This window comes from Intrasporangium sp. (genome assembly GCF_051961875.1).
In the GTDB taxonomy this organism is placed as follows: Bacteria; Actinomycetota; Actinomycetes; order Actinomycetales; family Dermatophilaceae; genus Intrasporangium_A.
The window spans coordinates 1-10,800 of the sequence record NZ_JBQCCV010000265.1 but is presented as its reverse complement, the minus strand read 5'-3'; the positions used below and the strand labels follow the sequence as shown (position 1 = coordinate 10,800).

Annotated in this window: 14 protein-coding genes; 12 read left to right on the top strand and 2 right to left on the bottom strand. The window is 69.6% G+C overall.

The window, feature by feature from the left end:
• From ACTHJJ_RS16360 to ACTHJJ_RS16325, 8 genes are all read left to right on the top strand, one after another.
• Positions 1-342 (top strand): hypothetical protein (locus ACTHJJ_RS16360; RefSeq protein WP_440304007.1); only part of this gene is annotated, 342 nt, incomplete at its 5' end.
• A gap of 136 nt (positions 343-478) precedes the next feature.
• Positions 479-928, top strand: a complete 450-nt coding sequence (locus tag ACTHJJ_RS16355) for a MarR family winged helix-turn-helix transcriptional regulator (RefSeq protein WP_440304006.1) — start codon at positions 479-481, stop codon at positions 926-928.
• Positions 929-1,069: 141 nt separating this feature from the next.
• Entirely contained in the window at positions 1,070-1,393 is a 324-nt protein-coding gene (locus ACTHJJ_RS16350) for a 2Fe-2S iron-sulfur cluster-binding protein (protein WP_440304005.1), read from the top strand.
• Between the two features lie 127 nt (positions 1,394-1,520).
• Entirely contained in the window at positions 1,521-2,801 is a 1,281-nt protein-coding gene (locus tag ACTHJJ_RS16345) for an aromatic ring-hydroxylating dioxygenase subunit alpha (protein ID WP_440304004.1), read from the top strand.
• Positions 2,802-2,813: 12 nt separating this feature from the next.
• Positions 2,814-3,308, top strand: coding sequence for a hypothetical protein (locus tag ACTHJJ_RS16340; protein ID WP_440304003.1), 495 nt, complete (start codon positions 2,814-2,816; stop codon positions 3,306-3,308).
• On the top strand, positions 3,305-4,117 hold the full coding sequence (locus ACTHJJ_RS16335; RefSeq protein WP_440304002.1) for a 3-methyl-2-oxobutanoate hydroxymethyltransferase: 813 nt from the start codon (positions 3,305-3,307) through the stop codon (positions 4,115-4,117). The genes ACTHJJ_RS16340 and ACTHJJ_RS16335 overlap by 4 nt, the downstream gene beginning before the upstream one ends.
• 5 nt (positions 4,118-4,122) lie before the next feature.
• Complete coding sequence (locus tag ACTHJJ_RS16330; RefSeq protein WP_440304001.1) at positions 4,123-4,971, top strand: alpha/beta fold hydrolase; 849 nt, start codon at positions 4,123-4,125, stop codon at positions 4,969-4,971.
• The gene (locus tag ACTHJJ_RS16325) at positions 4,971-5,582 is read left to right on the top strand and encodes a 2,3-bisphosphoglycerate-dependent phosphoglycerate mutase (protein WP_440304000.1); all 612 of its coding nucleotides are present in this window, start codon (positions 4,971-4,973) and stop codon (positions 5,580-5,582) included. The genes ACTHJJ_RS16330 and ACTHJJ_RS16325 overlap by 1 nt, the downstream gene beginning before the upstream one ends.
• On the opposite strand, the gene ACTHJJ_RS16320 is transcribed toward ACTHJJ_RS16325, so the two are convergent.
• Entirely contained in the window at positions 5,557-6,003 is a 447-nt protein-coding gene (locus ACTHJJ_RS16320) for an RpiB/LacA/LacB family sugar-phosphate isomerase (RefSeq protein ID WP_440303999.1), read from the bottom strand. The genes ACTHJJ_RS16325 and ACTHJJ_RS16320 overlap by 26 nt on opposite strands.
• A complete protein-coding gene (locus ACTHJJ_RS16315) occupies positions 6,003-6,935 on the bottom strand; it encodes a hypothetical protein (RefSeq protein ID WP_440303998.1) in 933 nt (310 codons plus the stop codon). Before ACTHJJ_RS16315 ends, ACTHJJ_RS16320 begins: the two co-directional genes overlap by 1 nt.
• 117 nt (positions 6,936-7,052) lie before the next feature.
• Between ACTHJJ_RS16315 and ACTHJJ_RS16310 the strand changes: the two genes are divergently transcribed.
• The 4 genes from ACTHJJ_RS16310 to ACTHJJ_RS16295 are packed head-to-tail and all read left to right on the top strand — an operon-like array spanning position 7,053 to position 10,651.
• The gene (locus tag ACTHJJ_RS16310; RefSeq protein WP_440303997.1) at positions 7,053-8,204 is read left to right on the top strand and encodes a zinc-dependent alcohol dehydrogenase; all 1,152 of its coding nucleotides are present in this window, start codon (positions 7,053-7,055) and stop codon (positions 8,202-8,204) included.
• Positions 8,201-8,908 carry a 4-carboxy-4-hydroxy-2-oxoadipate aldolase/oxaloacetate decarboxylase gene (locus tag ACTHJJ_RS16305; RefSeq protein WP_440303996.1) on the top strand — a complete coding sequence of 236 codons (708 nt, stop codon included), beginning with the start codon at positions 8,201-8,203 and terminating at the stop codon, positions 8,906-8,908. The genes ACTHJJ_RS16310 and ACTHJJ_RS16305 overlap by 4 nt, the downstream gene beginning before the upstream one ends.
• The gene (locus ACTHJJ_RS16300) at positions 8,905-9,900 is read left to right on the top strand and encodes an amidohydrolase family protein (protein ID WP_440303995.1); all 996 of its coding nucleotides are present in this window, start codon (positions 8,905-8,907) and stop codon (positions 9,898-9,900) included. Before ACTHJJ_RS16305 ends, ACTHJJ_RS16300 begins: the two co-directional genes overlap by 4 nt.
• Before the next feature lie 40 nt (positions 9,901-9,940).
• The gene (locus ACTHJJ_RS16295) at positions 9,941-10,651 is read left to right on the top strand and encodes a class II aldolase/adducin family protein (RefSeq protein ID WP_440303994.1); all 711 of its coding nucleotides are present in this window, start codon (positions 9,941-9,943) and stop codon (positions 10,649-10,651) included.
• Positions 10,652-10,800: the final 149 nt, after the last annotated feature.

The following is a 10,800-nucleotide window of genomic DNA, read 5'->3' as shown; positions in this document are numbered from 1 at the left end:
GACCTCGTAGAAGTCGCCGAAGAGCGCCACCGCGGCTGCCTTCACCGCAGCCACCTGCGCCGGGTCGCCCACGTCGGGCGCCTGGGGTGTGAGTATGTCGGACCGGATCGGTTGCTGATCGTGCTGGGATCGATCGTCTGGATCGCCGCCATGGCGGCCCGCTTGCCTGCTGGGATGTCGCCGTCGCCGCTGCCGGTCCCAGCGGCGTTCACGGCGAGGGGTCCCACGCCGGCGCTGGGGCCAAGGGCAATGGCCAACGCGCACAGCCGCGTCGATCGTTTCCACTGCATTGGGGTCGGTCCTTCCCCGCGGGTGCTCTCGATCCGGGTGCGGCGAGCATGACAGATCCGTCGGCTGGCTGTCAGGGTCCTTTGCGGAAACGCTCACCCAACCCGAAGGCTCGGCACATGGCCGCCGCCTCACGGCTGGAGCGACGCGAAGGGTGGATGGCCGGTGGCGAGTAGGTAGGGTCTCCGCCATGGCGCCCCCGCCGCAGGCTTCCAGCACCGAGAGCAGCCTCGCGTCCGACCTCGGGGCCTCCGTCGTGCGCCTACGTCGACGCCTCGTCAGCGAGCGGGACCCCGGGAATCCGCTGACGATGAACGCGATGGCCGTTCTGGGAGCCCTGGCGCGTGAGGGCGACCTGAGGGTGGGGGAACTCGCCTCGCGGGAAGGGGTGCGGCCGCCCAGCATGACTCGCACCCTCAATGGCTTGGAGCGCCACGGCTACATCACTCGTGCTCCGAGCAGCACCGACGGCAGGCAGGTCGTGGTGAGCCTCACCGAGCGTGGACGGACGACCCTGCGGGCCGATCGTCGACGCCGCGACGAGTGGCTGGCCAGGCAGCTGCAGGCTCTGGGCCCCACCGAAAGGGACGTGCTGATGAAGGCCGTCCCGATCCTGCGCCGGATCTCATCCACGGACTAACGGGGCGCCGTTCTGCCCTCCGGAGGGCCGCGCTCCTCACGGCCCGAGCGACCTGCGGACCGCTGGTTCCTGGGGCTGTTGACGCACACTCTTTCTCAGGCATAATGGTTAGGCCATTAGTCAACGAAGGGAAGTGGACGCGTGCCGAAGGTCGTCTACGTGGGCAACGAGGGCGAGATGCACATCGTCGATGCCTTCGCGGGGGAGAGCGTCATGAGCGCCGCGTTGCGCAACGGCGTGCCCGGCATCATCGGCGAATGCGGGGGGAACGCCTCGTGCGCCACCTGTCACGTCTGGGTTCGGGAGGAGTTCACCGAAGCGGTGGGCGGCCCGGGAGACCTCGAGGAGGACCTGCTCGATCTCGGCGTATCCGACCGGCGCGACTGCAGCCGGCTCGGCTGCCAGATCCAGCTCACCGACGACCTCGACGGGCTGACCGTCGATGTCCCCCCGACCCAGCCCTGACGACCATTGCCTGGCCGCCGATGGACTGGCGCGGCCACTCATGGCGCCACCACCGTCCGCTCTACTGCCGCAACTCCCATTGATGGTCTGTTAGCCAAGCCTTAGACCCAGTTCTGGAAGGAACTCCATGCTCCGCACCGAGATCAACGACCTCCTGACCCAGACCGGCCCGGGGACGCCGATGGGTGAGCTGTTCCGGCGCTACTGGCAGCCGGCGCTCCTTGCGGAGGAGCTGCCGGGCAACGACTGCCCGCCGGTGCGGGTCAAGATCCTCTCGGAGCGACTGATCGCCTTCCGTGACTCCGACGGCAACTACGGGCTGATGGACGAGTTCTGCGCTCACCGTGGCGCTTCCCTGTGGTTCGGCCGTAACGAGCAGGGTGGCCTGCGCTGCCCCTACCACGGGTGGAAGTACGACTACACCGGACAGGCCATCGAGGTGCCGAGCGAGCCGGAGAGCAGCAACTTCTGCGCCAATGTCAAGCTCAAGTCCTACCCCCTCGTCAAGCGCGGCGACGTGCTGTGGGCCTACCTCGGCGACCCGGACCGGCGGCCAGAGCTCCCGGTGTGGGAGCCCTACACCGTCGCGGAGGGGCAGGTGTTCACCTCGAAGCGCCTGCAGGAGTGCAACTGGCTCCAGGCCCTCGAGGGCGGGATCGACTCGAGCCACGTGTCCTTCCTGCACTCGGGCAACCTCGAGAGCGATCCGCTCTTCAAGGGCTCGCGGGGCAACGACTACAACAGGGGCGACCTCAAGCCGTCCTTCGAGGTCGTCGACTACGAGGGCGGGCTGCTGATCGGCGCCCGCCGCAACGCCGAGGAAGGCCACTACTACTGGCGCGTCACCCCCTGGGTGCTGCCGAACTTCACCATGGTGCCCCCACGGGGTGACCATCCGGTGCATGGTCACTTCTGGGTACCGATCGACGACGAGCACTGCTGGGCCTACAGCTTCGACTACCACCCGACCCGTCAGCTGACCGACGACGAGGTCGCCGCCATGCGCGCCGGCAAGGGCGTCCACAGCAAGAACGACGCGTCCTACCGTCCGGTCGCCAACAAGGACAACGACTACCTCATGGACCGCGAGGCGCAGCGCCGCGGCGAGACCTACTCCGGCATCGAGGGGATCGCCATCCAGGACTCGTCCCTGCAGGAGTCGATGGGCCCGATCGTCGACCGGACCAAGGAGCGCCTCGTCGCGACGGACGCGGGCATCATCAAGGCCCGGCAGAAGCTCCGCAAGGCTGCCCTGGCCCTGCAGGACGGCGTCGAGCCGGTGGGCAACCGCGCCCAGGACCAGATGGTCCGCTCCGTCGCCATCGTGCTCCCGGTGGACCAGCCGTTCGTCGAGGGAATCGGCGAGGCGATGGTCGCCAAGCCGGGTGTCCCCCAGACCACCGTCTGAGGCAGGCATCCCATGACCGACCAACTGCTGTCCGTCCCCGCCGGGGTCAGCGCGTGCTCCGAGGCCACGACGGCGAAGGAGGCGGCATTCCGCATCGACTACCCCCTCGCTGCGGCGCGCAACACCCGTGTCGTGGCCCTCGACGCGGAAGCCGCACGGGTCGTCCGCGAGGCGTCGGGGCTCGAGTGGGGGCAGGCGAGGTTCTACTCCGCTACCGACCCGGGTCACACGCTGACCAGCATGACGGGGGCCGACGTCCCGCTCGCCGAGGCCCTGGAGGAGAGCAACACCGTCGTGCTCGTCTCGACCTCGGGCGAGAATGCCGACGCGGTCGAGGCAATCGGTGCAGCGTGCCGCGTGCGGGGCATCATGACTGCGGGCCTCGCGATGACGCCCGGGGCCCTGGCCAGCGAGGCGCTCGTCCGGTTGCGCCCACACGCACGGATCCTCCTGGTCCCGGCCGAGCCGGACGACCTGGTCGAGCTACTGAGGGCGACCCGGGCATGACGACGATCCCGCAGTTGAAGGCCATGAAGGACGCGGGCGACAAGATCGCCTGCATCGTGGCGTGGGACTACCACATGGCCCGGATCGCCGATCGCGCCGGCGCGGACATCATCTCGGTGGGCGACACCGTCGGGGCGAACCTGTGGGGCCAGCCGAACCCCTTGCAGATCACCTTCGACGAGCTCCTCGTGGTGGCCAAGGCGGTACGGCGGGGAGTGAGCGGTGCCCTCGTGAGCTGCGACTTCCCCTACGGCCCGCTGCAGTCCGGCGATGCCGTGCCTGCTGCCATCCGGCTGGTCAAGGAGGCCGGTGTCGACCTCGTCAAGCTCGACGGCGCCGCCGACTTCCCCGAGGCGGTCGAGGCGGTCACCCGCGCCGGTGTCCCGGTGTTCGCGCAGTTCGGCATCACCCCTCAGACCGCGCTGCGGTACGGCGTCGACTACTCGTTGGCCGAGACCGTCCGGGTGCCCGACGAGATGACCGACGCGGTGATCGCCGAGGCCAAGCGGCTCGAGTCCGCGGGTGCCGTCGCTCTCAACTTCACCAACTCCGGCCCGGTCGTCGGGCCAGCCGTCGTCGCCGCGGTCTCGATCCCGGTGCTCGGTGGGTTCGGTGGCGGACCCTGGCTCGACGGCCGCATCCGGATGGCTACCGCCGCCATCGGGTACTCGTCGCGCTGGCTCGACGAGGAGCCGGACACCTACGCCAACGTCGCCCGGATCGCCCACGATGCCCTGACCGAGTGCATCGCAGACGTCCGCTCCGGACGTCAGATCCGCGGCGGTATCCCCGTCCCGATCCAGGAGTAGACGCCATGCCCATCGTCGAGCTCGACGGCATCCGCACCCGCTACGAGACGGTCGGGCAGGGTCCTGCGCTCCTGATGTTCAGCCCCGGTGGGTTCGATGCCAGTCTGGACAACTGGATCTCGTTCGGCCGCTACAAGCAGCTCGGCTTCATCGACGCACTCTCTCCTCATTACACGTGCATCGTCTACGACCGGCGAGAGTCGGGGCAGTCCGGAGGGAGGCTCGAACGACTCTCCTGGCCGAACTACGTCGCCCAGGCCATCGCCCTGCTCGACCACCTCGGCGTCGACTCGGCTCACGCCATGGGTGGCTGCGTGGGGTGTTCGTCGGCCGCGCTGCTCGCCATCGCTCAGCCCCACCGGGTGCGCTCCATGGTGCTCTTCTCGCCCGCTGGCGGGGTGACCTATCGCGTCGCCCAGCAGCGGCGATTCGCCGCCCATCTGGCCTTCGTCGCCGAGCATGGCCTCCGTGCCGTGCTCGACCTCGCTCGCTCGACCGACGCCGGATTCAGCAAGGATCCGCGGGTGGGTCCGTGGGCGGCCACGCTGCGCCACGACGACGAGTTCGCCCGGGCGTACGCCGAAGCCGACCCCGAGCGGTACGAGGTCATCGTGAGCGGGACCGCACGACTGCTCTTCGACCGCGACACCGTCCCGTGGCCCGAGCCGGAGGACCTCCGGGTTCTCGACGTCCCGGCTCTCATAGTGCCTGGCCAGGACACCACGCACACCCCAACGGCCGCCCCATACCTGCAGGAGTGCCTACCGAGCACTGAGTACAGGGACGTCCCGGTCGCGCAGCAGACGAAGGAGGCCTGCGCCGCCACCCTCTTGGACTTCCTGGCCCGGCACTGATGCTGGTGCTCGTCCGCCACGGCGAGAGCACCTGGAACGCGAGCGACCGGTTCACCGGCTGGGTCGACGTCCCGCTGACGGAGGTCGGGCGGGGCGAGGCGCGCACGATCGGACGGTGGCTCCACGGCCGCGGCATCGTGCCGACGGTCGTGCACTCCTCGCTGCTTGTCCGCGCACGGAGCACCGCACAGCTGATCCTCGCGGAGTGTCGCGCGCGGTCCGTGCCGGTGCTCGAGACCGCCCGGCTCAACGAGCGGCACTACGGCGCGCTGCAGGGCATGACGCGCTCGGACGCGGTGGTGCGCTTCGGCGCCGAGCAGGTCGCCCGATGGCGGCGCGGCCCGGTCGACGAGCGACCCCCGACCGATGAGGACGGCCGAGGCGAGAGCCTCGCCGACGTCCGCCTCCGTCAGGGCCCGTACATCGAGGACGAGCTGCTGCCTGCGGTGGAGGCGGGCCACACGGTCCTCGTCGTGTCGCACAGCAACGCGCTCCGGATGCTGGTCCAACGGCTCGAAGGTGTCAGCGACGAGGAGGTCGTGACCATCGAGCTGCCCACCGGAGCGGCGCGCGTCTACGACCGGATCAGCGACCTGCGTCGAGTCGGCTGAGCTGCGCGACCCGCTCGGCGTGGACGCCGCCCTTGAACGGTGTCGCCAGCCAGAGGGCGACCAGCACCTCCGCCTCCGCCGCTCCGATCGTCTTGGCGCCGAGGACCATGACGTTGGCGTCGTTGTGCCCGCGGGAGATCTCGACCGCGAAGGGCGAGTACGCCAACCCGGCCCGGATGCCGGCCATCTTGTTGCAGGCGATGACCTCCCCCTGGCCGCTCCCGCCGACGACCACGCCGACTTCGGCGGCCCCCGTGATCACCCGGTCGCAGACCGCGACGCAGAGCGCCGGGTAGTCGACGACGTCGGTGCCGTGGACGCCGAGGTCGTCGACGACGTGGCCGCCCGCACGGAGCCGGTCTGCCAGGTGGGCCTTGAGCTCGACCCCGTTGTGGTCGGCGGCGAGAGCGAGCCGGACCATCAGCCGACGAGGTCAAGCGTCGAGGTGGCGAAGAGGTCCTCGAGCCCGACGGGCCGCGTGAGGATGTGCTGCGCGACCGCGGTCTCCATCAGCGCCTCGAGCACAGCCCGGTTGGGCTCGAGGCCGTAAGGGAGCGGGTCGTGGCCGGTCTCGACGAGGACCCGGCCGAGCAGCCTGTCCTGCTTCGTATCCGCAAGGCCAGCGCGTAGCTGCTCCACATAACGACGCTTCGCCTCCGCGAACGCCTTGAAGACGGCGACGGCCACGTCGGGGTGCTCGGCCAGCAGCTCGTTCCGGATAACGACGAGGTGATTGATCGGCAGGTATCCGCGCTCTCGCACCACCGCCATGCCGGCCTCCTCCGGGTCGGGGATGAGCGGCACGACGTCTGGGTGCACGATCCCGGCGCCCACTACGGCGTCGAGCTCGCCGGCGAGCAGGAGGTCCTCGAGCGAGCGGCCCTTCGGGGCCGAGGTCACGTTGGCTGGAGGCGTGTAGGAGGCGACGTGCTCGTCGCCGGAGCGCACCCAGGTGACGGTGTCGAGGTCGAGCCCGGCCTCCGCGAGCGCCGCCCGTCCCCAGACGCCGGTCGTCACGGTGTAGCCGCGGTTGACGCCGACCATGCCCCCCGTCAGGTGCGTGGGCTGCTGCACCCAGCTGCCGCCCAGCACCTGGGTCGCGCCGTGGTGCAGGTCCCGCACGAGGAAGACGGGCAGCGCGGTGAATGCGGCACCGTGCTCCTTCGCGGTCAGGTAGGTCGTGAGGGCCATCTCGGAGACGTCGTAGGCCAGGCTCCGGACCATCTTGCGGAAGCCCTTGACCAGGACCGGCTCGTCCGCGAAGGAGAGCGAGAAGCCCGATGGGGCTATCTCGCCGTCGAGCAGCGCGCGGTTGGCGCCTTGGGCGCGGGTGAGGGTCAGCAGCTCGGTCATGCGGCTCCTTCGAGAGCAGTGTCGCCCAAGGGGAAGGCGGGAGGTGGCGATGGGCCTTCCCTAGGCGACGATGATATGTTGGTTAGACCATTCTGCCAATGTTCTCGAGGAGTAGCGATGGGCGACAAGGTGCTCGCGGCGGTCCGGACCGGACCGGGGACGACAGAGATGCGCGAGCTCGATGTCCCGCAGATCGACGCGGAGTCCGCGCTGCTCAAGATCGAGGTCGCCGGCATCTGCGGCACCGACGTCAAGCTCTACTCGAACCCGCCCACGACACCCGCCACACGCGGGGAGGTCATCATGGGCCACGAGAACGTCGGCGTCATCGCCCGCGCAGGGGAGAAGTTCAAGGCGCGCCACGGCCTGGAGGAGGGCGACCGGGTCTTCGTCGAGCACTACGTCGCCTGCTTCCGGTGCGAGTGGTGTCGTATCGGGGAGTACCGGCACTGCGAGGCCACCGACTGGCGGACCAACCCCGACGCCCGCCGCTTCGGCTACACCTCCAGCAGCTTCGAGGGCAACCTGTGGGGCGGCTTCTCCGAGTACATGTACCTGCCCTGGAACGCAGTCCTCCACCGGATCCCGGACACGATCACACCGGAGGAGGCCGGCCTCGTGATGCCGCTGTCCAACGGCATCGAGTGGGCCCTGCTCACCGCTGGCGTGGGCTACAACGACACGGTGCTCATCCAAGGCCCCGGACAGCAGGGGCTCGCTCAGCTTGTCGCGGCGAAGACCGCCGGAGCCGCGATGGTCATCGTCTCCGGGACGACTCGCGACGAACACCGTTTCGCCCTGGCGAAAGAGCTCGGCGCCGACGCGGTGGTCGACGTCCTCACCGAGGACCCACGAGAGAAGGTCATGGACCTCACGAACGGGCGAGGCGTCGACTTCGTCCTTGACTGCACGTCACGAGCCGGCACCGCTCCGGTGCTGCTCGGGGTCGACGTCCTCAAGCGGCGCGAGGGCACCCTGCTCATCCAGGGCGAGCTCGCCGCCTTCCCCGACTTCCCTGTCAAGCTCGTCACCGAGAAGGCCATCACCATCAAGTCGGCCCGTGGCCACTCCTTCAACGCCTGCGAGCTCGCGGTCGCGCAGCTCGCGTCGCACCGCTACCCGCTCGAGAAGCTGGCCACGCACCGGTACGGGATCGACCAGGTGGACCACGCCATCCGCGTGCTCGCGGGTGAGACCGAGGAGGATGCGATCCACGTCTCGATGATGCCGGAGCTCATCGGGCAGCCGGGCGGAGCGGTGGCGCGATGAGTGGGCTCGTCGTCACCAACCCACCACGGGCGGACAGGGAGGCCGTTGACGCGTTCGCGGGATACGGCGTCGCGACTATCCACGAGGCCCAGGGCAGGACCGGCCTGCTGGGCTCTCGGCTGCGGCCTGTCTGGTCGTCCGGGCGGATCGCAGGCAGCGCGGTCACCGTGACCGTCGCGCCAGGCGACAACACGACGATCGGCGTGGCAGTGGAGCAATGCGGCGACGGCGACGTTCTCGTCGTCGTTCCGACGTCGCCGTGCGAGATGGGCTATGTCGGCGACCTACTCGCGACCTCGCTCCAGGTCCGGGGAGTGCGCGGGCTCGTCATCGAGTCCGGCGTCCGTGACGTCGCCGATCTCGAGGCCATGCGCTTCCCGGTCTGGTCGACATGCATCTCGGCCGAGGGCACGACCAAGGGCGTGCTCGGCGACGTCAACGTCCCGATCGCGATCGGTGGGCAGCTCGTGTCGCCGGGCGACGTCATCGTCGCGGACCGGGATGGCGTCGTCGTCGTGCCGCGCCTCCGGGCCAGGCAGGTGCTGGCGGCATCGAAGGAGCGCGACGAGAAGGAGGCACGGTCGAGGGCGCGATACGCCGCCGGCGAGATCGCCCTCGACGTGAACGGGATGCGCCCTCTCCTGGAGCGGGCCGGCATCCGCTATGTCCAGCACGAGTCCAAGGTCGAGGAGCAGATTCCGTGATCATCGACGTCCACGGTCACTACACGACCGCTCCGCCGGCCCTCCAGCACTTCCGCGACGCACAGCTCGCCGGTGAGGCCGCCGAGCTCGCACAGATCTCCGACGAACAGCTCCGCGACAGTGTCGAGCGCAACCAGCTGCGGGTCCTGACCGAGCGCGGCGGTGAACTCATGCTCTTCTCGCCGAAGGCGTCCGGTATGGAGCACCACGTGTCCGACCCGGCTCTTGCGCTCGACTGGGCCCGCGCCTCCAACGACCTCGTGCACCGCCTCGGTGAGTTGTACCCCCACCGGTTCGCGCCGGTCGCGCAACTGCCCCAGACGCCCGACGGCAACATCGCCAACGTGGTCGCCGAGCTGCACCGCGCGGTCGGCGAGCTCGGCTTCGTCGGCGTGAACCTCAACCCGGATCCGTCGGGAACCTGGGCCGGTCCGCCGCTGACCGACGAGTCCTGGTTCCCGGTCTACGAGGCCCTCGAGGCGCTCGACGCCCCGGCCATGGTCCACGTCTCCACCGCCTGCAACCCCAACTTCCACACCCTCGGGGCGCACTATCTGAATGCCGATACGAGCGTGTTCGTCCAGCTGCTGCAGTCCGACCTGTTCAAGCGATTCCCGCGCCTGCGCCTCGTCATCCCACACGGCGGGGGAGCCGTGCCCTATCACTGGGGCCGCTACCGCGGTCTGGCGATGCGCAACGGTTGGCAGGACCCCTCCGACCTCTGGCGCAACGTCTTCGTCGACACGGCCGTCTACCACCAGCCCGGCATCGACCTCCTCCTGGACGTCGTGCCCGTCGAGAACGTGCTGTTCGCCTCGGAGATGCTCGGGGCCGTGCGCGGCGCCGATCCGGATACCGGCATCGAGTGGGACGACACGCTCGTCTACGTTCGCCGGGCCGGCTTGTCCGACGACGCGCTGCGGGCGGTGCTCGGCGAGAACGCGCTCCGCGTCTATCCGCGGCTGGCCAGCAGGGCCGCCTCCACGGCATGAACCGGCCGCCGGCTGCGCGGAATCGGACGGTCGAGTTCTGATGGAGGAGCTGCGTCGCGACGTCGCGCTGGCCTGCCGGATCCTCGGTGCGACCGGGCTGACGACCCCGCTGCTCGGACACGTCTCGGTGCGCGTCGACGACGACCACGTCCTGGTCCGGTGCCGTGGGCCGCACGAGCGAGGGCTGCTCTTCACCACGACCGGGGACATCCGGCTCGTCTCGTTGACCACGAGCGTCGTGTGTGACGGCTACGAGCTCCCGAACGAGTTCCCGATCCATCGGGAGATCCTGCGCGCCCGGCCCGATGTCGACGGCGTGCTCCACGCGCACCCGCGTTCGGCACTGCTCGCGGGCCTGGCAGACGTGCCCACCCGCCCGGTCTTCGGTGCCTTCGACATCCCGGCGTACCGCCTCGCGGCCTCGGGCGTACCCCTCCATCCGGACGCTGGCCTGATCCACAGCGTTGAGGCGGGACAGGCGCTCGCCGCGACGATGGGGGAGGCCGCGGTCTGTCTGCTACGGGGTCACGGGATCGTCACCGCGGCTGGCGACGTCCCCACCGTCGTGGCGCATGCCCTCGCGCTCGACGAGCTGCTGACGGTGAGTGTGGAGCTGGCCCGTCTCGGTGTGGCTCCGCCAGACGTGCCCCCGACGGGCCTGCCCGACCTCGGGCCGTCGTTCAACGTCGATGCCCTCTGGCGACACCATGTCGGCCTGCTGGAGCTGCGTGGCCTCGCCGAGGTCGGCTGATCGAGGGCTGCGGTCGAGCATCGCGCAGATTCTGGTGCCGGACGTGGGGGGGGGGGGGGGGGGGGGGGGGGGGGGGGGGGGGAGGCGCGGCGGGAAAGAAGAGATGTTAATAATATTCGAACCCGATCCTTTATCTCATTTATTTTATT

Bases quoted from the DNA above. Each gene is read 5' to 3' on its own strand.
- ACTHJJ_RS16310 (WP_440303997.1), top strand. From the start codon at position 7,053: ATGGGCGACAAGGTGCTCGCGGCGGTCCGGACCGGACCGGGGACGACA.
- ACTHJJ_RS16330 (WP_440304001.1), top strand. From the start codon at position 4,123: ATGCCCATCGTCGAGCTCGACGGCATCCGCACCCGCTACGAGACGGTC.
- ACTHJJ_RS16305 (WP_440303996.1), top strand. From the start codon at position 8,201: ATGAGTGGGCTCGTCGTCACCAACCCACCACGGGCGGACAGGGAGGCC.
- ACTHJJ_RS16335 (WP_440304002.1), top strand. From the start codon at position 3,305: ATGACGACGATCCCGCAGTTGAAGGCCATGAAGGACGCGGGCGACAAG.
- ACTHJJ_RS16320 (WP_440303999.1), bottom strand. From the start codon at position 6,003: ATGGTCCGGCTCGCTCTCGCCGCCGACCACAACGGGGTCGAGCTCAAG.
- ACTHJJ_RS16340 (WP_440304003.1), top strand. From the start codon at position 2,814: ATGACCGACCAACTGCTGTCCGTCCCCGCCGGGGTCAGCGCGTGCTCC.
- ACTHJJ_RS16315 (WP_440303998.1), bottom strand. From the start codon at position 6,935: ATGACCGAGCTGCTGACCCTCACCCGCGCCCAAGGCGCCAACCGCGCG.
- ACTHJJ_RS16295 (WP_440303994.1), top strand. From the start codon at position 9,941: ATGGAGGAGCTGCGTCGCGACGTCGCGCTGGCCTGCCGGATCCTCGGT.
- ACTHJJ_RS16345 (WP_440304004.1), top strand. From the start codon at position 1,521: ATGCTCCGCACCGAGATCAACGACCTCCTGACCCAGACCGGCCCGGGG.
- ACTHJJ_RS16355 (WP_440304006.1), top strand. From the start codon at position 479: ATGGCGCCCCCGCCGCAGGCTTCCAGCACCGAGAGCAGCCTCGCGTCC.
- ACTHJJ_RS16325 (WP_440304000.1), top strand. From the start codon at position 4,971: ATGCTGGTGCTCGTCCGCCACGGCGAGAGCACCTGGAACGCGAGCGAC.